This is a genomic window from Nocardioides aequoreus (assembly GCF_000720335.1).
GTDB classification, from domain to species: Bacteria; Actinomycetota; Actinomycetes; order Propionibacteriales; family Nocardioidaceae; genus Marmoricola; species Marmoricola aequoreus.
Genome location: NZ_JOJN01000003.1, coordinates 213,843 through 237,115 on the forward strand (window position 1 = coordinate 213,843; position 23,273 = coordinate 237,115).

The following is a 23,273-nucleotide window of genomic DNA, read 5'->3' on the forward strand; positions in this document are numbered from 1 at the left end:
ACACCCGCCGTCGATCCCGAGGACCTCCGTGCCGCTGATCCTGCACCGTGCGACGCGGGCCGACGCGCTCGTCGACGGGCTGGCCGAGCTGCTCGCGACGCCCCTGGCCGATCCCTTCGCCCAGGAGCTGGTGCTGGTGCCGGCCAAGGGCGTCGAGAGGTGGGTCTCCCAGCGGCTCTCCCACCGGCTCGGCGCCGCTCCCGGCGAGGGCGACGGCGTCTGCGCCGGCGTGCGGCTGCGCAACCCCGCGAGCCTGGTCGGCGAGCTCCTCGGCACCCGGGCCGGCGACGCCGCCGACCCGGGAGCCGGCGCGGTCGACGACCCCTGGTCGCCCGACGCCATGGTCTGGCCGCTGCTCGAGGTCGTCGACGCCGGCGCCGGCGAGGCCTGGGCGCGACCGCTCTCGCTCCACCTCGGTGCCGGCGAGGAGGGGGAGGCCGGCGAGCTGCGCCGCGGCCGGCGCTACGCCGTCGCGCGTCGGCTGGCCCGGCTCTTCGCCGCCTACGCCGTGCAGCGACCGGCCCTGCTCGCCGGCTGGGAGGCCGGCGGCGGGGGCGACGGCACCGGACACCCGCTCGACCCCGACCTGGCGTGGCAGCCGGAGCTGTGGCGGCGCCTGCTCGAGCGGGTCGCGGCGCCGTCCCCGGTCGAGCGGCACGACGCGGTGCGCGCGTCCCTGCGCGCCGGCGAGGTGCCCGCCGACGTCCCGGAGCGGCTCTCGCTCTTCGGTCACACCCGGCTGCCCTCGACCGAGGTCGAGCTGCTCGCGGCGCTGGGCGAGCACCGCGAGGTGCACCTGTGGCTGCCCCACGCCTCGCCCGTCCTCTGGGAGTCGCTGCGCGACCTCGCCGGCGCCGTGCCACGCGACGACGACCCCGCGACCCGCCGGGTGTGCCACCCGCTGCTCGCCTCGTTGGGTCGCGACCAGCGCGAGCTGCAGCGGGCGCTGCAGGCCGTGCCCCACCACGACGCGGGCCCGCTCGACGCCCCGCCGGGCACGACCTCCACCCTGCTCGCCCGGCTCCAGGCCGACCTGGCCGCCGACGCGCCCCCCTCCGCCCAGCCGCCGGCCGTCGACGACGCGTCCGTGCAGGTGCACGCGTGCCACGGCCCGGCGCGGCAGGTCGAGGTGCTGCGGGAGGTCGTGCTCGGGCTGCTGCAGGCCGACAACACCCTCGAGCCGCGCGACGTGGTCGTGATGTGCCCCGACATCGAGGCCTACGCACCGCTCGTCGCCGCGGCCTTCGGCATGGGCGAGATCGGCGACCACCCGGGTCACGCGCTGCGGGTGCGGCTGGCCGACCGGTCCCTGACGCAGACCAACCCCCTGCTCGAGGTCGTCCGTCGCCTGCTCGACCTCGCGGGCGGCCGCGCGGAGGCCAGCGCCGTCCTCGACCTGCTCGGCACCGCGCCGGTCCGGCGGCGCTTCGGCCTCAGCGACGACGACCTCGAGACCGTGACCACCTGGGTGCAGGAGGCCGGCGTGCGCTGGGCCTTCGACGCCGAGCACCGCGACGCCTTCGGACTGGCCGACTACGTGCAGAACACCTGGCGCTTCGGGCTCGACCGGGTGCTGGCCGGGGTGGCGGTCAGCGACGACGCGGGCCGCTACTTCGGCACCACGCTGCCGCTCGACGACGTCGGCTCCACGAGCATCGACCTCGCCGGCCGGCTCGCCGAGGCCCTGGAGCGGGTGCAGCGCGTGACCGACGACCTCGGCGGGGCGCGGCCGGTGGCGCACTGGCTCGACGTGCTCGGCGACGCCGTCGGCGCGCTCACCGCCCCGGCCCGCGGCGAGGAGTGGCAGACCGCGCAGGTGCACCGCGAGCTGGCCACCACCCTCGTCGCCAGTGCCGGCGCGGGCACCGAGCTGCGCCTGCCCGACGTGCGCGCCCTCATGGCCGAGCGGCTCGCCGGGCGGCCGACGCGGGCCAACTTCCGCACCGGCACGCTGACGGTCTGCACCATGACGCCGATGCGCTCGGTGCCGCACCGCGTGGTCTGCCTGCTGGGCCTCGACGACGGGGTCTACCCCCGCACCGGGGCCACCGACGGCGACGACGCCCTCGCGCGCCGGCCCGTCACCGGCGAGCGCGACCTGCGCAGCGAGGACCGCCAGCTGCTGCTCGACTCGGTGCTGGCCGCCACCGAGCACCTCGTCGTCACCTACACCGGCGCCAACGAGACGACCGGACGACCGCGGCCCCCCGCCGTACCGCTGGGGGAGCTGCTCGACACCCTCGCGGCCATGGGGCCCGGCGTCCGGGAGCAGGTGGTGCGCCACCACCCGCTGCAGGCCTTCGACGCGCGCAACTTCGCCGCCACGGCGCCCGCGTCGTTCGACCGCGCCGCCCTGGCCGCTGCGCGTGCCGCGGCGGGGGAGCGTCACGACCCGCCCCGGCTCGCCGACCTCGAGCTGCCCCCGCTGGAGAACGACGTCGAGCTCGACGACCTGGTGCGCTTCCTGCGCCACCCCGTGCGCGAGCTGTGGCGCCGCCGGCTCGAGGTCGCGCTGCCCCGCGAGCTCGACGAGATCAGCGACGGGCTGCCCGTCGACCTCGACGGCCTCGGCCAGTGGCAGGTCGGCGAGCGGCTGCTGGCCGACCTGCTGCTCGGCCGCACCCTCGCGCAGGCCCGCGACAAGGAGTGGCGCCGGGGCGTGCTGCCCCCCGGTCGGCTGGGATGGCAGGTGGCCAAGCGGCTCGGCGAGCAGGCCGAGCCGGTCGCCGAGATGGTCGACACCATCCGGGCGGGTGAGCGCGCCGGCGCGCTCGACGTCGACGTCGACCTCGGCGGGGGACGTCGGCTGCGTGGCACCGTCACCGACCTCTACGGCACCCGGCTGGTCCGCCACAGCTTCAGCAGGCTCGGGCCCAAGCACTACCTCGAGGCCTGGGTGCCGCTGCTCGCGCTCTGCGCCGCCCACCCCGGGCGCGGCTGGTCGGCCGGCTCGGTGGGCCGCGGCCGCTACCGCAACCAGCCCACGGCACGCGCGGCCTTCGCCTCGGTCGACGACGCCGGCGAGCTGCTGCGCGACCTGGTCGCCGTCCACGACGCCGGTATGCGCGGCCCGCTCCCGCTGCCGCTGAAGACCGCGCACGCCTGGGCGAGCCACCGGCCCGCCGCCCGCCGGGCCAAGGCCGAGCAGGAGTGGGCGCGCGACCGCTTCAACCCCGAGCGCGACGACGAGGCGCACCGCCGGGTCTGGGGCCCCGACGCCGACCTCGCCGTGCTGCTGGGCCCGCCCCGTGAGGGCGAGGCGGTCGGCCATGGCGCGGGCGAGGACACCCGGCTCGGTGCCCTCGCCCTGCGGGTCTGGGCGCCGATCCTGCAGCGGGCCCGCGGATGAGCGCGCCCGAGGCCTTCGACCCGCTCGGCGAGCTGCCCACCGGCACCACCGTGCTCGAGGCGAGCGCCGGCACCGGCAAGACCTGGGCGGTCGGCGCGCTCGTCACCCGCTACGTGGCCGAGGGGCACGCCCGGCTCGAGGAGCTGCTGGTCATCACCTTCGGCCGCGCCGCCAGCCAGGAGCTGCGCGAGCGGGTCCGCGAGCAGCTGGTCCGTGCCGAGCAGGGCCTGCGCGAGGCGGCCGGCGCGGACGCGGAGCCCGTCGAGCCGCTGGTGGCGCTGCTGCGCGACGCCCCCGACGAGGAGGTCGCGCGGCGCCGCGACCGGCTGCGCCAGGCGCTCGCCGACTTCGACGCCGCCACCATCGCCACCACCCACCAGTTCTGCCAGCAGGTGCTGCGCTCCCTCGGGGTGGCCGGCGACACCGAGCCGGGGGCCGAGCTGGTCGACGAGTCCAGCCTCGACGACCTCGTGGTCGAGGTCGTCGACGACCTCTTCCTGGCGCGCTTCGGCGGTCTCTCGACCCCACCCTTCTCCCGCGACGTCGCGCTGCTGGTCTCGCGGGAGGCGGTGCGTGACCCGCAGTCGCGCCTCGTGGCCGGGGGCGAGCCCGGCGGCACGGGCGAGCAGCGGCTGGCCTTCGCCGAGGCGGTGCGCGCCGAGGTCGACCGGCGCAAGCGCCGCCGCGGCGTCCTCTCCTACGACGACCTGCTGACGCGCCTGCGCGACGCGCTGCGCCGGCCCGACTCGCCGGCGGCGGCCCGGATGCGGCAGCGGTGGCGCTTCGTGCTGGTCGACGAGTTCCAGGACACCGACCCGGTGCAGTGGGAGGTGCTCGACCTCGCCTTCTCCGGCGTCGCCACGATGGTGCTGATCGGCGACCCCAAGCAAGCGATCTACGCCTTCCGAGGCGGCGACGTGGCGGCCTACCTCGAGGCCAGCGGCACCGCCGGCACCCACCGCACGCTGGCGACCAACTGGCGCAGCGACCAGGTGCTCGTCGACGCGCTGCAGTGCGTGCTCGGGGGTGCCGAGCTGGGCGACCCCCGCATCACCGTGCTCCCGGTGCAGGCCCAGCACCAGGGTTCGCGGCTCGCCGGCGTACCCCGGCCGGAGCCGCTGCGGCTGCGGCTGGTCGACGACCGCGGCGAGTCGCTGGGCGTCGACGTCGCCCGCGAGCACATCGCCCGCGACCTCGCCGCCGAGGTGGCCGGGCTGCTCGGCTCCGGCGCGACGTACGCCGGGCGCCCGCTGCGGGCCGAGGACGTCGCGGTGCTGCTCTACAGCCTGCGCCACGTCGAGCTCTTCCAGCGGGCGCTGCTCGACCACGGCATCCCCTCGGTGGTCCACGGCGGCGCGAGCGTGCTGCTCACCGCCGCGGGCGACGAGTGGCTCACCCTGCTGGAGGCGCTCGAGCAGCCCCACCGCGCGGCGCGGGTGCGCGCCGTGGCGCTGACCAGCTTCGTCGGGCTCACCGCCGAGGAGCTCGACGCGGGCGGCGAGGCGCTCACCGACGAGGTCGGCGAGCGGGTCCGCCGGTGGCTCGACCTCGTGCGCGCCCGCGGCATCGCGGCGGTGCACGAGGCCGTCGTCGCCGACGGCCTGGGCGCCCGCGTGCTGCGCCGCACCGGGGGCGAGCGGCTGCTCACCGACCTCCAGCACCTCGGTCAGGTGCTGCACGAGGTCGCGCTGCACGACCGGCTCGGTCTGCCGGGCCTCCTGGAGTGGCTGCGCCGCGAGCGCGAGGCGGTGGCGCGCAGCGGCGCCCGCACCCGCCGTCTCGACACCGACGCCCGCGCCGTGCAGTTCGTCACGATCCACGCCAGCAAGGGCCTGCAGTACCCCGTGGTGATGCTGCCGCTGGCCTTCAACAAGTGGCTGCCCGAGGAGCGGGTCCCGCTCTTCCACGACGACGAGCACCGTCGCGCGCGCGACGTCGGGGGGGTGCTCGACCGCTCGGCCGCCCGCGCGGCGGCCGAGGCCGCCGGCGAGGAGCTGCGACTGACCTACGTGGCCCTCACGCGGGCCCAGTGCCAGGTGGTGGCGTGGTGGGCCCCGACCCGCGACAGCGTGCACGGCGGGCTGTCGCGACTGCTCCTCGGGCGTGACCCGGGTGCCGTCGCCACGCCACGGTCGCTGCCCGAGACGCCCGCGCCTGCCGGAGCCCGGGAGCGGCTGCGTCCGTGGGTCGAGGCGGGGGGACTCGCCGTGGAGTCCGCCGACGTCGCCGGCGCCCGCCCCCTCGCCGCCGCCGAATCGCCGGCGCGCCTGGCCAGCCGGGGCTTCACCCGCGACCTCGACACCGACTGGCGGCGCACCTCCTACTCCGGGCTCATCCGGGTCGAGGAGCAGGCGGCCCGGGTGGCGCTGGAGAGCGAGCCCGAGGTCGCGGGCACCGTCGACGAGGAGGCCGCCGCCGACGAGCCCGGGGTGGCCGCGGCGCCGCGGGATCGCGGCCGCGAGCTGCCCTCGCCGATGGACGCCCTGCCGGCCGGCGCCACGCTCGGGTCGCTGGTGCACGGCGTCCTCGAGCACGCCGACCCCGACGCCCCCGACCTCCTGGCCGAGCTCACCGCCCGGGTCGAGGAGCAGCGGCGCTGGTGGTCGGTGCCGACGACGAGCGAGGAGCTCGCCGCCGCGCTGCTGCCCTCGCAGCACACGCCGCTCGGTCCCCTCGCCGACGACCTGACGCTGGCCCGGATCCCGCTGCGCGACCGGCTGCGCGAGCTCGACTTCGAGATCCCGCTGGCGGGCGGCGAGCAGGCGGGCGCCCGGGTGCGGCTCGACGCCCTCGCGCCGCTGCTGCGCCGTCACCTCGCCGCCACCGACCCGATGCGCGCGTACGCCGACCGGCTGGAGGCCCCGGCGCTCGGGGAGCAGCTGCTGCGGGGCTACCTCAGTGGCTCGGTCGACGTGGTGCTGCGGGTCGGCTCCGCGGCGCGGTCGCGCTTCGTCGTCGTCGACTACAAGACCAACCGGCTCGGCACCGTGGGGGAGCCGCTGACGGCCGACGACTACGCCGCGCCCGAGCTGGCCGAGGCGATGCTGCACTCCCACTACCCGCTCCAGGCGCTGCTCTACTCCGCCGTGCTGCACCGCTACCTGCGCTGGCGGGTGGCGGACTACGACCCCGAGCGCCACCTGGGCGGCGTCCTCTACCTCTACCTGCGCGGCATGTGCGGGCCCGCGACGCCGCGCACCGAGGACGTGCCGCACGGTGTCTTCAGCTGGCGCCCGCCCGCGGCGATGGTCGTGGAGCTCTCCGAGCTGCTGGCAGGAGGTGCCCGATGAGCCCCGAGCCGACGACGGTCGACCCCGCTCCCGTGACCTGGGTCGATCCCGACGACCGGCAGCACGTGCGCTCGGCCACCGGCCTGCTCGGCGGCTTCAACCACCCCGAGGTGCTCGCCGCCGCCGACGTCCACGTCGCCCGGCGCCTCGGCGGCCTGGTCGACGAGCGCGACGAGCGGGTGCTGCTCGCGGCGGCGCTCGCGGTGCGCGCCGTACGTCTCGGGTCGGTCTGCCTCGACCTGGCGGAGGTGCCTGCGCTGACGCCGCCCGACGGCGGCACACCTCCCTGGCCGGAGGCCGGCCCGTGGCGCGCCGCCGTGGCCGCGAGCCCGCTGGTGGCCGAGCAGCTGCTGCGGCTGGAGGGCGACCGCCTCTACCTCGACCGCTACTGGCGCGAGGAGGTGCAGGTCAGCGACGACCTCGTGGCCCGGGTACGCCGCCGCGCCCCGGAGCCCGACCTGCCGGTGCTCGAGCGGGGGCTGCAGCGGGTCTTCGTCGACGACGCCGACCATGACTTCGCCGAGCAGCGCGCAGCCGCCCGCGGTGCCGCCGCCCGCTGGACCACGGTGCTCACCGGTGGGCCGGGCACCGGCAAGACCACCACGGTGGCGGGGGTGCTGGCGCTGCTGGCCGAGCAGCACGAGCTCGCCACGGGCCGGCTGCCCCGGATGGCGCTGGCGGCGCCCACCGGCAAGGCCTCCGCCCGGCTGCAGCAGGCGGTCGAGGAGGCCACCGCCCGGCTCGACGAGGTCGACCGCGCCCGGCTGGGCGACCTCCGCGCCGCCACCCTCCACCGGCTGCTGGGGTGGCGGCCCGACAGCCGGGTGCGCTTCCGGCACCACCGCGGCAACCGGTTGCCCCACGACGTCGTGGTCGTCGACGAGACCTCCATGGTCTCGCTCACGATGATGGCCCGGCTGCTCGAGGCGCTGCGCCCCGACACCCGGCTGCTCCTCGTCGGCGACCCCGACCAGCTCGCCTCGGTCGAGGCGGGCGCGGTGCTCGCCGACCTCGTCGCCGGCTTCGAGGGCCACCCCGACTCCCCGGTCGCCGCGCTGCGGCAGCGCCACCGCTTCGGCGAGCGCATCGGCGCCCTGGCCGACGCCCTGCGTGACGGCCGGGTCGACGACGCGTTGGCGGCGCTGCGCGACGGCGGCGCGGAGGTCGAGCTGGTCGACGCCGCCGACCACGAGGCCTCCCAGGCCTTCCGCGACGACGTCGCCGACGTGGCCGTGCGGCTGCGCCTGGCCGGCGATGCCGGCGACCGACCCTCGGCCCTCGCCACGCTCGCCGAGCACCGGCTGCTCTGCGCCCATCGCGAGGGCCCCTACGGCGTCGGTGGCTGGAACCGCCTGGTCGAGCGTCTCGTCGGAGAGCGCCTCGGGCCGACGTACGACGAGTGGTACTCCGGCCGTCCCGTCCTGGTCACGGCCAACGACTACGACCAGCTGCTGCACAACGGCGACATGGGGGTCGCGGTGCGCGACGCGCAGGGCGACGACGCCGGCCGGCTGCGCGTGGTCGTCGACCTGCCCGGCGGCCCCCGCGAGTTCGCCACCAGCCGGCTCTCCGGGGTCGAGACCGTGCATGCGATGACGGTGCACAAGTCGCAGGGCTCGCAGGCCGCGACCGTCAGCGTGGTGCTGCCGGAGCCCGAGTCGAGGCTGCTCACCCGCGAGCTCTTCTACACCGCGGTCACCCGGGCCCAGCGGCGCGTGCGCGTAGTCGGCACCGAGGCCGCCGTGCGCGCGGGCATCGAGCGCCGGGTGCAGCGTGCCAGCGGCCTGGCCGAGCGCCTCCGGGCGACGCTGGCACGCTTGCCGGTGGCGCCGGAATAGCGCCGTACCGCACACTGTTGAAGCGACAACTACTTCTCAGCGGAGGCGAGAGTTTCATGGAGTTCGGGATCTTCAGCGTCGGTGACGTCACGACCGACCCGACCACGGGCAGGACGCCGACCGAGCACGAGCGCATCAGGGCGCAGGTCGCGATCGCCAAGAAGGCCGAGGAGGTCGGTCTCGACGTCGTCGCGGTGGGCCAGCACCACAACCCGCCCTTCGTCGCGAGCTCGCCGACCACCACGATGGCCTACATCGGGGCGCAGACCGAGCGGATCAAGCTCTCCACCAGCACCACGCTGATCACCACGACCGACCCGGTGCGCATCGCCGAGGACTACGCGACGCTGCAGCACCTGCTCGACGGCCGCATGGACCTGATGCTCGGCCGCGGCAACACCGGCCCGGTCTACCCGTGGTTCGGCAAGGACATCCGCGACGGCATCCCGCTGGCGGTCGAGAACTACGCGCTCCTGCACCGCCTCTGGCGCGAGGAGGAGGTCGACTGGGAGGGGCGCTTCCGCACCCCGCTGCAGGGCTTCACCTCGACGCCGCGTCCCCTCGACGGCCGGCCGCCCTTCGTCTGGCACGGCTCGATCCGCAGCCCCGAGATCGCCGAGCAGGCGGCCTACTACGGCGACGGCTTCTTCCACAACCACATCTTCTGGCCGGCCTCGCACACCAAGCGCATGGTCGACTTCTACCGGCAGCGCTTCGAGCACCACGGCCACGGCCGGGCCGAGGACGCGGTCGTCGGTCTGGGCGGCCAGGTCTACATCGCGGAGACCCGCGAGCAGGCCTTCCGCGAGTTCCGTCCCTACTTCGACGTCGCGCCGGTCTACGGCCACGGTCCGTCGCTGGAGGAGTTCAGCTCGGCGACGCCGCTGACCGTCGGCACCGTCGACGACGTCGTGGAGCGCACCCTCGGCTTCCGGGAGTACGCCGGCGACTACCAGCGCCAGCTCTTCCTGGTCGACCACGCCGGGCTGCCGCTGCCCACCGTGCTGCGCCAGCTCGACCACCTCGGTGAGGTCGTGCGCCGGCTGCGCACGGAGCTGGGCCAGGTGGCGGCATGAGCCACCTCCACCCCGTCCCGTCGGGCCCGAGCGCCCGGCACCTGGTCGTGGTCAGCGCCGGCCTCTCGGAGCAGTCGAGCAGCACCCTGCTCGCCGGCATGCTGACCGAGGCCGCGGTCGCCGCGCACGACGGTGCCCTCGAGGCCCGCACCACCCACGTCGAGCTGCGGCCGCTGGCCCACGCGTTGACCGACGCCCTGCTCACCGGCTTCGCGAGTGGCGAGCTGGCCGAGGCGCTGGCCGCCGTCGCCGGGGCCGATGCCGTGATCGCGGTGACGCCGGTGCACTCCGCGTCGTACTCCGCGCTCTTCAAGGCCTTCTTCGACGTGCTCGACGCCGGGGCGCTGGAGGGCACCCCCGTCCTCGTCGCGGCGACCGCCGGCACCGCCCGGCACAGCCTGGTGCTCGACCACGCGCTGCGGCCGCTCTTCGGCTACCTGCGCGCACTGGTCGTGCCCACCGGTGTCTTCGCCGCCAGCGAGGACTGGGCCGGGGGCAGCGGCGAGACCGCGCTGCGCCAGCGGGTCACCCGGGCCGCGGAGCAGCTGGTCGCGCTCGTGACCGCGCGCCCCCGCGAGGAGCGGCTCGACGCCTTCGACCGCGACGTCGCGGCGATGGGCTCCTTCGAGGACCTGCTCCGTCGCTCCTGACCCCGGCTAGTACGACGACGAGCCGGGCAGCACGACGCTGCCCAGGCGCGTGACCCGGCGCTCGACCGTGCACGCGCCCGAGGGCAACCGGCAGCGGGCGAGCACGCCACGGGTGTCGTCGGGCTCGTCCGGCGGCACGAAGGACTGCAGGCCGTCACCGTCGGTGGCCAGCACCCAGAACTCGTCGGGGTCCTCGGTCCAGCCCGCGAAGCGCCGCTCCCGCGCGGGGTAGTCCGGTGTCACGCGCGCGCCGGAGCGGCACGCGGTGACCGGCAGCGGCCCGAAGGCGCCGTCGCCGAGGCACCACCGGCCGTCGGCGGAGACGAAGCCGAGCACGCCCTCGCCGCCCGGCGAGGGTCTGCCGTCCTCGCCCAGGCCGGTCCGCAGACCGGTCGCCGGGTCGAGCACCCGCGTGCGCAGCACCCGCTCCGCGTCGTCCTGGACCACCTCGACCTCGCCGCTGGCCAGGTCGAGGCGCCGCACCCGGGTGCCGTCGTCGTCCGCCTCGGCGGTCTCCCAGTAGGCGGCGCCGTCGGCGTCGAAGCCGAGGAAGGTCGCCCACTGGTTGCCGTAGAGGTCCTGGTCGAACCAGCCGCCCATGTCGTCGTGGTCGCGGAGCACCTCCTCGCCCGTCGCCAGGTCGACCACGACCGCCTCGGCCAGCCGGTAGCCGACCCGCCGCGGCCCGTGGTGGTCGATCCAGCCCACGTGGCGCCCGTCGGGCGAGACCCGCGCCCCGGAGGGGTCACCGTGCACCACCTCGGGGTCGCCGCCGTCGACCAGCACCAGCCGCGAGGGCGCGTCGACGTCGGGACCGGTGCGGTGCCGCACCAGGTAGCCGTACGCCGTGGGCGCCAGCTCCTCGACGTACGACGGCAGCGGCAGCTCCTGCTCGCCGCGGTGCAGTGTCGCGCGGTCGTCGTCCTGGGAGACCCAGGTCAGCTCTCCGTCGGCGTACGCCGCCCGCTCGCCGCCCCGGGGCAGTCCACCAGCGTCACCGCACCCCACGAGGAGCAGCAGCGCGGCCAGGGTGGCGAGGGGCCGTCGCGCCGTGGTCACCACGCTGCACCCGCCTCGCCGGTGGCGCCCAGCAGGGAGGCCGTGCGGTCGACCCGCGCGACCTCGCTGCAGGCTCCGGCGGGCAGCTCGCACCGTGCGACCACCCCGGTGGTCGTGTCCTCCGCGCCCTCCTCGACGGGCGTCTCTCCCTGCCACACCAGCACGGTGAGAGCGTCGGGTCCGGCCCAGCCGAGGAAGCGGACCTGTCCCGGAGGATAGTCCGGTGTCGCGGGCTCGCCCGCCTCGCAGGAGTCGACCTCGAGCCGTCCCGGATCGCCGTCAGTGACGCACCAGCGGCCGTCGACGGAGGCGAAGCCGGAGAGGCCGTCCCGCGTCGGCAGCTCCTGCGCCGGGCCCCAGTCGGGACGTTGCGGGATGCCGCCGACGTCGGCCAGCCGGACGGGCGGACCGGAGAGCCCGTCTCCGACAGGCGCGCTGCCTGCGGAGACCTCGCCCGTGGCGAGGTCGACGCGGAGCATGTCGGGCTCGCCGGTGGGCGGGTTCCAGTAGCCGTGCTCCGCGTCGAAGCCGGCGAACGACGGCGGCAGCTCGGCGTAGAGCTCGGTCAGCATCTCGAGCTGGTCCTGGCCCATCATCCGGTCGTCGCGCACCACCTCGCGACCGGTGCGCAGATCGGTGACCACGGCCTGCGCGACGCCGTCGCCGTCGACCACCCGGCGCTGGTCGATCCAGCCGGCGTAGCGGCCGTCGGGCGAGATCTCGAGCGAGGCCGGTGAGCCGGGCAGCGCCACGGTGACGTCGCCGTCGAAGAGCACGTAGCGACTGTCGCGGCTGTCCTCCAGCGCCAGCACCACGCCGTACGTCGTGCGCCAAGCCCGCTCGGCCTCGGGCACCTCGAAGCTCTGCCGACCGTAGTGGAGCGTGGTGTCCTGCACCCAGGTGGGGCGCGGCTCCGCGAAGCGCGGCTCGCGCGGCGAGGTCGTGGCGGGAGCGTCGTCACCACAGCCGCCCAGTGCCACGCCCAGCGCCAGGGCCGAGACCACCAGGCCGACCACTCGTCGTCGCATCGCTACCCCCTGGGGGCGAGTGAACACCCGCGCGGGCGCGCGTGGGGCCTCCTGCACACGACCTGCACGGGATCGTGACCTGCCGGTGACCCGGCCCCCGCCCGCGGCGTCAGCCTCCGGTGAGGCTGAAGTGGTGCCGGTCCTGCGCCGTGCGCCAGGTGCCACCCCAGGTCCAGCCGATCTCGGCGAAGGCCCGCACCACCACGCTGTCGGCGTCGTACATGCCCGGCCGCCGGCGGTCGCGGTCGAGGTAGCTCGAGGCCAGCTCGGGGAGCACCACGTCGCCCTTGGTGTAGGGGTTCTGGAAGGGGTTGAGGTCGACGGCCAGGCCGTAGGCGTGCTGGCTGTACGTCGTCCCCCCGACGACGGGGCGGCAGACGAAGCCGCCGCTGTTGTTGCCGTCGCCCGTGGGGGGCGCGTCGAGCTCGTCGCGCCGGGTGATGCGCAGCTCCTCGAGCGGGAAGTCGGCGCGCCAGAGCCGGTCGAAGACCTGCACCACGTCGGCGGCGACGCCGCGGTCGAGCAGCAGCTCACCGGTGTGGCGCCGGCCGTCGAAGCCCCGGAAGGCAGCACGGACCCAGGCCAGCCGGTCGCGGCCGACCGGGCAGGCCGGCTGCCAGGTCGAGCGGGCGACCACGCGCTGCGGCGCGGGGGCGACGACGTCGCTGGCGAAGCCGTCGCCCGGGAGCGGCTCGACGGTGTCGGGCAGGGTGAAGGCCCGCTCCCGCAGCGCCGGGGGCGTGCGGCGCGCCTCCCCGAAGCCGTTGGCGGCCAGGGGCAGCTCGCGCGTGCCAAGCCAGGGGGGCGGGGTCGGGGTCTCGACGGGCTCGACCGGCGAGGACGGCTCGACCGGCGGGGAGGACTCGACCGGCGAGGACGGCGCGACGGAGGGAGTAGTCTCGACGGACGCGTCGGGCGAGCTCGCCGGGGTCTCGACCGGGGCAGCGTTCGGCGTACGCCCGCAGCCCGCGAGGAGCAGCGCGACGGCGAGCGGCGTCGTGACCCACGAGACACGCATCCCGCCAGTGTGCCGGGAAGGTCCATGGCGGCCGTGCCGTTGTCCCCGGGTGCGCGGTCCGCAGACCGCGCACCATAGTCTAGTCACTCGCTTTACTTTGTCTCTCGCGCAAGGAGCTCCACCGTGGCCACCTCCACCCCCGCAGGCGCCGAGCGCCGCCGCAAGATCCCCCAGGTGCCCTTCTGGGCGCAGATCTTCCTCGGGCTCGCGCTCGGGGCGGTGCTCGGCTGGGTCGCCCGCGCCTACGACGTGAGCGGCCTGGTCACCTTCCTCGACCTGCTGGGCGGCAGCTTCGTCTCGCTGCTCTTCACCGTCGTGGTGCCGCTGGTCTTCCTCGCGATCGTCGTGAGCATCACGAGGCTGCGCGAGGTCACGAACGCCGCCCGGCTGGCGACGCAGACGCTGATCTGGTTCGCGATCACCTCGGCCATCGCCGTGGTCATCGGCATCACGCTGGGCCTGCTGACCAACCCCGGCCTGCGCACGAGCGTCGACGCCTCGCAGGCGGCCGAGCCCAGCACGCAGGGCTCCTGGCTCGACTTCATCAGCGGCATCGTGCCGAGCAACATCCTCGGGCTCTCGGGCAGCGTCGGCGACGACGGCTCCGTGGGCATGGACTTCAACATCCTGCAGATCATCGTGATCGCCCTGCTCGTCGGCGCCGCGGTGCTCAAGACCGGCGAGAAGGCCGAGCCCTTCCGCCAGTTCGCCGAGTCCTTCCTCTCCGTGGTGCAGACCGTGCTGTGGTGGATCATCCGGCTCAGCCCGATCGGCACGCTCGGCCTGATCGGCTCGGCCGTGGCGACCTACGGCTGGGACCTCGTCGGCCCCCTCGCGGTCTTCACCATCGACGTCTACGTCGGCTGCGCGATCGTGCTGCTCGTGGTCTACCCGGTGCTGCTGCGGGCCCACGGCCTCTCGCCGCTGAAGTTCTACGGCGGCGCCTGGCCGGCGCTGCAGCTGGCCTTCGTCTCACGCTCGTCGGTCGGCACGATGCCGCTCACGCAGTACGTCACCGTGCGCAACCTCGGCGTCTCCCGCGACTACGCGTCGTTCTCGGTGCCGCTCGGCGCCACCACCAAGATGGACGGCTGCGCGGCCATCTACCCGGCGCTGGCGGCGATCTTCGTCGCGCAGTTCTTCGGGGTCGAGCTGGGGGTCACCGACTACCTGCTGATCGCCTTCGTCTCGGTGGTCGGCTCCGCGGCCACTGCCGGGCTCACCGGCGCCACGGTGATGCTCACGCTGACGCTGACCACGCTCGGCCTGCCCCTCGAGGGCGTCGGCCTGCTGCTCGCCGTCGACCCGATCCTCGACATGATGCGCACCATGACCAACGTCGCCGGCCAGGCGCTGGTGCCGACGATCGTGGCCAAGCGCGAGGGCATCCTCGACGAGGCGACGTACAACGGCTCCAACTCCTCCGACCCGATCGGTGACCGGGCCATGGCCGCCTGACACCGCGCTGCTTCGCCATGAAGCCTGCCGCTTCGCCACGGACACAACCCTGGCGAAGCGGCAGAGTCACTGGTTGACCAGTGACTCTGCCAGCACCAGGCGACCTACGCGAGCAGGGCGGCGGTGCCGGGGGGCAGCGTGAGGACGCCGTCGGCGAGGGTCGCGGCGGTGGGGGTGGTGAAGGCGAGCGAGCCGTCGGCGGGCAGCTCGGCAGGGGCGTCGCCGAGGTTGACGGCCAGCAGCGTGCCGCCGCGACGACGCACGGTCAGCACCCGGGCGTCCTCGTCGACGTCGCAAGAGACCGAGCCGAAGGACGGGTCGGTGAGGTCGGGCAGCTCGCGGCGCAGGGCGCCGAGGCGTCGGTAGGCGTCGAGCACGACGGCGTGGCGGCCCTCGGTCAGCTCCGACCAGTCCAGCTTGGAGCGCTCGAAGGTGGCGGGGTCCTGCGGGTCGGGGACCTCCTGCTCGCCCCAGCCGTGCGAGGCGAACTCCGCCCGGCGCCCCTGGCGCACGGCCTCCGCCAGCTCCTCCTCGGGGTGGCTGGTGAAGAACTGGAAGGGCGAGGACGCCGCCCACTCCTCGCCCTGGAAGAGCATCGGGGTGTAGGGGCCGGCGAGGGTCAGCAGCGCGGCGATCACCAGCCGGTCGTCGTCGAGCGTGGCGGCGAGGCGGTCACCGGTGGCGCGGTTGCCGACCTGGTCGTGGTTCTGGTTGCACACGACCAGCCGCCAGGTGGGCATCGCCGCGGTGTCGACGGGACGGCCGTGGCGCCGCCCGCGGAAGGAGCTCCAGGTGCCGTCGTGCAGGAAGCCGCGCTCGAGCACCTTGGCCAGGGTCGAGAGCGGCGCGAAGTCGCCGTAGTAGCCGCTGGTCTCACCGGTGAGCGCGACGTGCACGGCGTGGTGGAAGTCGTCGCTCCACTGCGCGTGCACGCCCGTGCCCCCGGCCTCGCGCGGGGTGACCATGCGGGCGTCGTTGAGGTCGCTCTCCGCGATCAGCGTCAGCGGCCGCCGCAGGTGGGCCGACAGGGCGTCGACCTCGATCGCCATCTGCTCGAGCAGGTGGGTCGCGGAGGTGTCGGCGAGCGCGTGCACGGCGTCGAGCCGCAGCGCGTCGACGTGGTAGTCCTCCAGCCACATCCGCACGTTGTCGAGGATGTAGCGGCGCACCTGGTCGCTGTGCGGGCCGTCGAGGTTGAGCCCGGCGCCCCAGGGGTTGTGGCCGGTGGCGTGGAGGTAGGGCCCGAAGAGCGGCAGGTAGTTGCCGCTCGGCCCGAGGTGGTTGTAGACGACGTCCTGCACCACGCCGAGGCCGTGCGCGTGGCACGCGTCGACGAAGCGCTGGTACGCCGCGGGCCCGCCGTACGGCGCGTGGACGGCGTACCAGAGCACGCCGTCGTAGCCCCAGTTGTGGGTGCCGTTGACGGCGTTGACCGGCAGCAGCTCGACGAGGTCGACGCCGAGGTCGACCAGGTGGGGGAGCCGCTCGATCGCGGAGTCGAGGGTGCCGCCCGGGGTGAAGGTCCCGACGTGGAGCTCGTAGACCACGGACCCGGCGAGCTGCTTGCCGGTCCAGGCCTGGTCGGTCCAGGCGAAGTCGTGGGGGTCGAAGGTGCGCGAGAGCTCGTGCACCGTGCCCGGCTGCCAGCGGGAGCGCGGGTCGGGCCGGGGGGTCTCGTCGTCGTCGAGCAGGTAGCCGTAGTCGACGACCTCGTCGAGCACCGGCTCCTCCGGCAGCCACCAGCCGTCGGCGGAGCGCTTCATCGCGACCGTGCGCCCGTCGCCGAGCCTCAGCCGCACCCGCTCGGCGTCCGGCGCCCAGACGTCGAAGCGTCCACCCGTCATGCGTCCTCCCTCACGAGCAGCGCGACCGGCAGGTCGCGGAGCAGGTCGGCCACGGCGACCGAGCCGCTGGCCGTGGTGCCACCGAGCGCGTCCCTCCAGTGTCCCTCGGGCAGCGGCAGCTCGGTGTCGCCCCAGCCGGTGGCGGCCAGCCCGAGGGGCAGCCGCGTCACGACGGCGACGACGCCACCGCGGTCGAAGGCCAGCACGTGGTCGGCGGAGTCGCCAGTCGCCTCGAGCGCGGCGTACGTCGTGAGGAGGTCGGGGCGGTCGCGCCGGAGCCGCAGCGCCGTCGCGGTGACCCGCTGCTTGGCGTTGTCGCCCGCCGCGAGCGAGGTGGCGGCGGCCGCGAAGTCGACGGGCCTGCGGTTGTCGGGGTCGACGAGCGAGCGGTCGCCGAGCTCGCTGCCCTGGTAGACGTCGGGCACGCCCGGCATCACGAGCGAGAGCAGCTTGGCCGCCAGCACGTTGGCCTCGCCGGCGCCGCCCAGGCGCGCGTCGAGGTCGGTGAGCACCTCGCGCACGGCCGGGTCGTCGTACGCCGCGTCGACGCACGCGTGCACCGCGGCCTCGTAGGCGTCGTCGTTGTCGGTCCAGGTGGTGTGCTCGCCGGCCTCGCGCATCGCCTTCTCGGCGTAGGCGTGGAGCCGCTCGCGCGAGAGGCCCCAGGCGCCGTACGCCGCCTGCCACAGCAGGTTGCCGAAGCCGCCGTCGGGCGTCGCGGGCAGCCGCGAGAGCGCCTGCTCCCACAGCGCGGGCGCCTCGGCCAGCACCGCGAGGCGGGCGCGCACGTCCTCGCTGCGCTTGGTGTCGTGGGTCGAGAGGGTGGTCATCGCGTCGGGCCAGGAGGCCTGCCGCTGCGCCATCCGCTTGTGGAACTCCGTCGGCGTCACCGCGAAGTGCGCCGGGTCGCCGCCCACCTCGTTGAGCGAGGTCAGCGCCGACCAGCGGTAGAAGGCGTTGTCCTCGACGCCCTTGGCCATCACCATGCCGCTGGTCTGCTGCAGCCGCAGCGCGGCCGGCTGCGCGGGGTCGCGCAGGATCGGGGCCAGGTCGTTGAAGGCGTCGGCCAGGTCGGGGCGGCGCTGGTGCGCGGTGCCGAGCGCGCGGTCGAGCTCGGCGGCGCCCTGGGGCAGGTAGGAGCGGTAGACCGGGAAGCACGCGAGCACCTCGGCCACGGCGTCGGCCATGCCCGGCTGGGCGCCGACGAGGTCGGGCAGCTCGCGCACGATCCGCCGGGTCTCGGCCAGCAGCACGCCGTCGGCGACCGCGCGCTTGCGGTCGTGCACCAGCTGCTCCCAGTCGGCCGCGCCTCGCAGCCGGCCGTCGAGCGCGGTCAGCGGCTCCTCGCCGGAGGCGTCGGTGAGCACGCGGTCGACGAGCGCGAGGGCGTCGTAGCCGGTGGTGCCGGCGGTCGCCCACGTGGCCGGGAGCGGCTCCTCGCCCTCGAGGATCTTCTCCACCAGCACGTACGCCGACCCGGTCAGGTCGGCGAGCCGGTCGAGGTAGCCCCCGGGGTCGCGCAGGCCGTCGGGGTGGTCGACGCGGAGACCGTCGACCAGGTCCTTGGCGAACCAGCGACCCACCTCGCGGTGGGCGGCGTCGAAGACGTCGGGCTCCTCCACGCGCACCCCCGCGAGCGTGGTGATGGTGAAGAAGCGCCGGTAGTTGAGCTCGCTGTCGCCGCGTCGCCAGCTCACCAGGCGGTAGTGCTGCTCCTCGAGCGCGCTCGTGCCGGGTGCCATCGGGAAGCGGTGGTCGTGGTAGCGCACCTCGCCGTCGACGACGACCACGGCGTCCTCGTCGTCGTCGCCCACGACGGGGACGAGGAGCTGCCCGTTGCCGGCCTCCCAGTCGACGTCGAAGAAGTGCGCGTAGGCCGAGCCGGGCCCGTGGCTCAGCACGTCCCACCACCACGGGTTGGCCGACGGCGTCGCGACGCCCACGTGGTTGGGCACGATGTCGACGAGCACGCCCATGCCGAGGTGTCGAGCCGCGGCGCTGAGGGCCGCCAGGCCCGCCTCGCCGCCGCGCTCGTCGTCGACCCGGGTGGGGTCGACGACGTCGTAGCCGTGGGTGCTGCCCGGCTCGGCGGCGAGCACGGGGCTGAGGTAGACCCAGTCGACGCCGAGGTCGTGCAGGTAGGGCAGCACGTCGGCGGCGTCGTGCAGGGTGAAGTCGGCCGTCAGCTGCAGCCGGTAGGTCGACGCCGGCGTACGGCGACCGACCACCTCACCCGCCGCTCCCTCAGCCACGCGCACGCCCCCGGGTGCTCTCGGCGTACGCCGCCACGGAGGCGGCGACCGAGTGGTCCGGCTCGGCCTCGGGGGCCGAGTGCTCGCGCAGCACCAGCATCGCGTGCGTCGCGAGGTCGAAGGTCTGCCCGGCCTGGAGCACGTCGCTGTCGTCGGCGTTGCCGCCGGTGTTGATGACGACGTCCCAGGCGGCGGAGAACTCCTCGGGCGGCAGCGTCAGGGTCAGCGGCCCGTCGGCGTTGCAGTAGATGAGGAAGTGGTCGTCGACGATGGTCTCGCCGCGGGCACCCTTGCCGGCGATGCCGTGGCCGTTGAGCCACATGCCGATGGCGTGGCCCGCCTGCTCCCAGTCGTCGGACTCCATCGCGTGGCCCTCGGCGTCGAGCCAGACGATGTCGTTGAGGCGGTCGTCCTCGCCGCCGGTGCGCACGGTGGTGCCGGTGAAGAAGCGCTTGCGGCGGAAGGTCGGGTGGTTCGCGCGGAGCCGCGACACGGCGCGGGTGAACTCCATCAGCGGCAGGTCGACGTCGTCCCAGTCGATCCAGCTGAGCTCGGAGTCCTGGGCGTAGGTGTTGTTGTTGCCCTGCTGCGTGCGGCCGAGCTCGTCACCGTGCAGGATCATCGGCACGCCCTGGCTGAGCAGCAGCGTGGCCAGGAAGTTGCGCTGCCCGCGGGCCCGCAGGGCGAGCACCTCGGGGTCGTCGGTCGGCCCCTCGACGCCGCGGTTCCACGACCGGTTGTGGCTCTCGCCGTCGTTGTTGTCCTCGCCGTTGGCCTCGTTGTGCTTCTCGTTGTAGGAGACGAGGTCGCGCAGCGTGAAGCCGTCGTGGGCGGTGACGAAGTTGATGCTCGCCACGGGGCGGCGTCCGGAGTGCTCGTAGTAGTCCGAGGAGCCGGACAGGCGGCTGGCGAACTCGCCGAGGCTCGGCTCGCCGCGCCAGAAGTCGCGCACGGTGTCGCGGTAGGCGCCGTTCCACTCCGTCCACTGGGGCGGGAAGTTGCCGACCTGGTAGCCGCCGGGGCCGATGTCCCACGGCTCGGCGATCAGCTTGACCTGGCTGACCACCGGGTCCTGCTGCACGAGCTCGAAGAAGGTCGAGAGCTTGTCGACGTCGTAGAACTCGCGGGCCAGGGTCGAGGCGAGGTCGAAGCGGAAGCCGTCGACGTGCATCTCGGTCACCCAGTAGCGCAGCGAGTCCATGATCAGCTGCAGCGAGTGCGGGTGGCGCACGTTGAGGCTGTTGCCGGTGCCCGTGTAGTCCATGTAGAACTTCTGGTCGTCCTCGACGAGGCGGTAGTAGGCCGCGTTGTCGATGCCGCGGAAGCTCAGCGTCGGGCCGAGGTGGTTGCCCTCGGCGGTGTGGTTGTAGACCACGTCGAGGATGACCTCGATGCCGGCGGCGTGCATCGCCTTGACCATCGACTTGAACTCCTGCACCTGCTGGCCGAGGCTCTGCTCGCTCTGCGCGATGGAGGAGTACTCGGCGTGCGGCGCCAGGAAGGCCAGGGTGTTGTAGCCCCAGTAGTTGCGCAGGCCCTTCTCCAGCAGCGTGCTGTCCTGCACGAACTGGTGCACCGGCATCAGCTCGATCGCCGTGATGCCGAGCTTGGTGAGGTGGTCGGTGATCGCCGGGTGCGCGAGGCCGGCGTAGGTGCCGCGCTGGGCCTCCGGCACGTCGGGGTGGGTCTGGGTGAGGCCCTTGACGTGCGCCTCGTAGATGACCGTCTCGTCGTACGGCGTGTCCGGCCGGCGGTCGCCCTCCCAGTCGAAGAAGGGGTTGATGACCACGCCGTGGGTCATGTGCGGCGCGGAGTCCTCGTCGTTGCGCGAGTCCTCGTCGCCGAAGGTGTAGCCGAAGAGCGACTGGTCCCAGTCGATCTCGCCGGCGGTGGCCTTCGCGTAGGGGTCGAGCAGCAGCTTGTTGGGGTTGCAGCGCTGGCCCGCCTCGGGGTCCCACGGACCGTGCACGCGGTAGCCGTAGCGCTGCCCCGGCTGCACCTGGGGGAGGTAGGCGTGCCACACGTAGGCGTCGACCTCGGTCAGCTCGACCTTGGTCTCGGTGACCTTGCCGCGCCGTCCCACCTCGAAGAGGCAGAGCTCGACCTTGTCGGCCACCTCGCTGAAGATCGCGAAGTTGGTGCCGCTCCCGTCGAAGGTGGCCCCGAGGGGATAGGGCTTGCCGGGCCAGACGTCCACGAAGGGCTCCTCAGTACTGCGATTGGAACGATCAAACTACCGGAAGGTCGCCCGCGTCGTACCCGGATGATGCCTCGCCTCACGGCCGGGAGACGTCGATCACGCCGGGACGCCGTACGCCGCCCGGGCCCGCCGCCGTCGCAGACGCGCGGGCACAAGTCAGCCCTGACGGATGTTTCGTCACGATATGTCATGACAGTGCGCGGACTTCTGCCCGCGCGTCTGCGACGGTCGGGGCGGCACACTGGAGCCCGTGACCAGGATGTTCGTCGCCGTGCTGCCACCGCTGGAGGTGGTCGAGGACCTCGAGGAGCTGGTCGCGCCGCGGCGGGAGGCGCCGGTGGCGGGGAGGCCGCTGCGCTGGAGCCCGCCCGAGCAGTGGCACGTCACCCTCGCCTTCGCCGCCGAGGTCCCGGCGCGCGCCGAGGAGCCGCTGGTCACGCTGCTGGCGGACGCCGCCGCACGCAAGGCGCCCTTCGCCACGCAGCTGGTGGGCGGCGGTGCCTTCCCCGACGTCGCCACCGGCCGGGTGCTGTGGGCGGGCGTGGCCGATCCGGCGCCGTACGACGCGCTCTCGGTGGTCGCCCGGCACGCCGTCACCAGGGCGGGGGCCGAGGTCGACGGGCAGCGCTTCCGGCCCCACGTCACCCTGGCGCGGAGCAACCGCCCGGTGGAGATGGCCCGCTGGCTGCGGGTGCTGGAGCCCTACCGCTCACCGACCTGGACGGTCGACCACCTCGCGCTGGTGGCCTCCCACCTCGGGGAGGGCCCCCGTGGTCGACCCCGTCACGAGGTGGTGGCCGAGCTGCCGCTCGGCGACGGTCACCGGCCCCGCTCGTAGCGCTCGAGGGCCCGCTTGCGCTCCTCGGCGTGGTCGACGATCCGCCGGGGGTAGTCGTGGTCGTAGCCGTCGTCGTGATCCCACGGCTGGTGCGCCGCCTTGCCCTCCAGGTGGCGCAGCTCGGGCACCCAGCGGCGCACGTAGTCGCCCGAGGGGTCGAACTTCGTGCCCTGGGTGATCGGGTTGAAGACGCGGAAGTACGGCGAGGCGTCGGTGCCGGTGCCGGCGACCCACTGCCAGCCGTGGTTGTTGCTCGCGAGGTCGCCGTCGACGAGGTGGTCCAGGAAGTGCCGGGCGCCGACCGGCCACCACACGTGCAGGTCCTTGGTGAGGAAGCTGGCGGTGATCATCCGCACCCGGTTGTGCATCCAGCCCTCGTGGAGCAGCTGCCGCATCCCGGCGTCGACGACGGGGAAGCCGGTGCGCCCCTGCTTCCACGCCTCGATCGCGTCCTCCGGGTCGTCGTAGCGCAGCCCCTTGACCGGGTTGAGGTCCTCCCACGCGCTGGCGGGCTTGTGGTGCAGCACGTCGGCGTAGAAGTCGCGCCACGCCAGCTCGGTCTCGTAGGTCGTCGCGCCGGTGCTGCGCCGCCCGGCGGTCTCGGCGAGCAGCTGGCGCGGGTGCACCACGCCGTACTTGAGGTAGGGGGAGAGCCGCGAGGTGCGGTCGGCGCCGGGGTCGTCGCGGGCCTCGTCGTAGTCGGCGACGTCGTCGTCGAGGAAGGCCTGGAAGCGGCGCCAGGCGGCGTCCTCGCCCGGGGTGGGCATCGTCTCCGGCGCCTCCTCCAGCGCCTTGTCGAGCATCGCCGCGACCCGCTTGTCGCTGTCGTGGGCGACCCACTCGATGCCGCGGGGGGCGGGCTGGGGGTCGTCCCAGCCGTGGTCGCGCCAGGCGCGGGAGAAGGGCGTGAAGACCTTGTAGGGGTCGCCCGACCCGTTGCGCACCGTGCCGGGGTCGACGGCGTACGGCGACCCGGTGGCGACGCCCTCCACGCCATCGGGCAGCGCCTCGACGACGGCGCGGTCGCGCCGCACGCCGTACGGCGCGTAGTCGCGGCTGACGTGCACCTGGGTGGCGCCGACCTCGCGGGCGAGGGTGGGGACGAGCGACTCGGGACGTCCCATCCGGATGCACAGCCGGCCGCCGGTCGACTCGTCGAGCGCGCGCAGCGAGGCCGCCAGCCAGGCGCGGCGGGCGTGGCCGGCGCCGCGCCACAGCGCGGGGTCGAGCACGAAGAGCGCCAGCACGGGGCCCTCGGCGTGCGCCGCCCGGAGCGCCGGGTGGTCGCGCAGGCGCAGGTCGCGACGGAACCACATGATCGAGGTCATGCCTGGTAGGTAACCACCGGCGGGCGACTCGAACCGGTGACTCGA

The 23,273-nt window shown here is 74.6% G+C and carries 14 protein-coding genes; 7 read left to right on the forward strand and 7 right to left on the reverse strand.

All coding sequences use genetic code 11. The annotated features are described in order from the left end of the window. The first annotated feature begins 28 nt into the window (after positions 1-28). Genes recC through IG63_RS0107475 form a run of 5 tightly spaced genes read left to right on the forward strand, consistent with a single transcriptional unit; the run spans position 29 to position 10,203 of the window. Positions 29-3,349 (forward strand): exodeoxyribonuclease V subunit gamma, encoded by a 3,321-nt coding sequence (gene recC, locus IG63_RS0107455; protein ID WP_030483750.1) that lies wholly within the window; start codon positions 29-31, stop codon positions 3,347-3,349. After that, positions 3,346-6,639 carry a UvrD-helicase domain-containing protein gene (locus tag IG63_RS0107460; protein WP_030483751.1) on the forward strand — a complete coding sequence of 1,098 codons (3,294 nt, stop codon included), beginning with the start codon at positions 3,346-3,348 and terminating at the stop codon, positions 6,637-6,639. Before recC ends, IG63_RS0107460 begins: the two co-directional genes overlap by 4 nt. Further along, positions 6,636-8,477: an exodeoxyribonuclease V subunit alpha gene (gene recD / locus IG63_RS0107465; RefSeq protein ID WP_084596804.1), complete on the forward strand. Its 1,842-nt coding sequence runs from the start codon at positions 6,636-6,638 to the stop codon at positions 8,475-8,477. Before IG63_RS0107460 ends, recD begins: the two co-directional genes overlap by 4 nt. Positions 8,478-8,533: 56 nt before the next feature. After that, on the forward strand, positions 8,534-9,553 hold the full coding sequence (locus IG63_RS0107470) for a CE1758 family FMN-dependent luciferase-like monooxygenase (RefSeq protein WP_084596806.1): 1,020 nt from the start codon (positions 8,534-8,536) through the stop codon (positions 9,551-9,553). Continuing rightward, positions 9,550-10,203, forward strand: coding sequence for a CE1759 family FMN reductase (locus IG63_RS0107475; protein WP_030483754.1), 654 nt, complete (start codon positions 9,550-9,552; stop codon positions 10,201-10,203). Before IG63_RS0107470 ends, IG63_RS0107475 begins: the two co-directional genes overlap by 4 nt. Positions 10,204-10,209: 6 nt before the next feature. Here the strand turns inward: IG63_RS0107475 and IG63_RS0107480 are convergent, their stop codons facing one another. The 3 genes from IG63_RS0107480 to IG63_RS0107490 all read right to left on the reverse strand — a co-directional run bounded on the left by IG63_RS0107480 (position 10,210) and on the right by IG63_RS0107490 (position 13,308). Then, positions 10,210-11,262, reverse strand: a complete 1,053-nt coding sequence (locus IG63_RS0107480; protein ID WP_157210065.1) for a hypothetical protein — start codon at positions 11,260-11,262, stop codon at positions 10,210-10,212. After that, a complete protein-coding gene (locus tag IG63_RS0107485; RefSeq protein ID WP_157210066.1) occupies positions 11,259-12,290 on the reverse strand; it encodes a hypothetical protein in 1,032 nt (343 codons plus the stop codon). Before IG63_RS0107485 ends, IG63_RS0107480 begins: the two co-directional genes overlap by 4 nt. Before the next feature lie 109 nt (positions 12,291-12,399). Beyond that, positions 12,400-13,308: a M15 family metallopeptidase gene (locus IG63_RS0107490; protein ID WP_084596807.1), complete on the reverse strand. Its 909-nt coding sequence runs from the start codon at positions 13,306-13,308 to the stop codon at positions 12,400-12,402. A 123-nt stretch (positions 13,309-13,431) separates the two neighbouring features. On the opposite strand from IG63_RS0107490, the gene IG63_RS0107495 reads away from it, so the two are divergent. Next, positions 13,432-14,766 (forward strand): dicarboxylate/amino acid:cation symporter, encoded by a 1,335-nt coding sequence (locus tag IG63_RS0107495; protein WP_036194696.1) that lies wholly within the window; start codon positions 13,432-13,434, stop codon positions 14,764-14,766. Positions 14,767-14,870: 104 nt separating this feature from the next. Here the strand turns inward: IG63_RS0107495 and treZ are convergent, their stop codons facing one another. Genes treZ through glgX form a run of 3 tightly spaced genes read right to left on the reverse strand, consistent with a single transcriptional unit; the run spans position 14,871 to position 21,059 of the window. Then, positions 14,871-16,610 (reverse strand): malto-oligosyltrehalose trehalohydrolase, encoded by a 1,740-nt coding sequence (treZ, locus tag IG63_RS0107500; RefSeq protein WP_030483759.1) that lies wholly within the window; start codon positions 16,608-16,610, stop codon positions 14,871-14,873. Next, positions 16,607-18,862, reverse strand: coding sequence for a malto-oligosyltrehalose synthase (gene treY / locus IG63_RS0107505; protein ID WP_245604360.1), 2,256 nt, complete (start codon positions 18,860-18,862; stop codon positions 16,607-16,609). The genes treZ and treY overlap by 4 nt, the downstream gene beginning before the upstream one ends. After that, positions 18,855-21,059 carry a glycogen debranching protein GlgX gene (glgX, locus tag IG63_RS0107510; protein ID WP_030483761.1) on the reverse strand — a complete coding sequence of 735 codons (2,205 nt, stop codon included), beginning with the start codon at positions 21,057-21,059 and terminating at the stop codon, positions 18,855-18,857. Before glgX ends, treY begins: the two co-directional genes overlap by 8 nt. A gap of 262 nt (positions 21,060-21,321) precedes the next feature. Here glgX and thpR point away from each other — a divergent pair, with 262 nt between their 5' ends. After that, on the forward strand, positions 21,322-21,900 hold the full coding sequence (gene thpR / locus IG63_RS0107515) for an RNA 2',3'-cyclic phosphodiesterase (RefSeq protein WP_036194699.1): 579 nt from the start codon (positions 21,322-21,324) through the stop codon (positions 21,898-21,900). On the opposite strand, the gene IG63_RS0107520 is transcribed toward thpR, so the two are convergent. Beyond that, positions 21,882-23,228, reverse strand: coding sequence for a cryptochrome/photolyase family protein (locus tag IG63_RS0107520; protein WP_030483763.1), 1,347 nt, complete (start codon positions 23,226-23,228; stop codon positions 21,882-21,884). The genes thpR and IG63_RS0107520 overlap by 19 nt on opposite strands. Positions 23,229-23,273 lie beyond the last annotated feature (45 nt).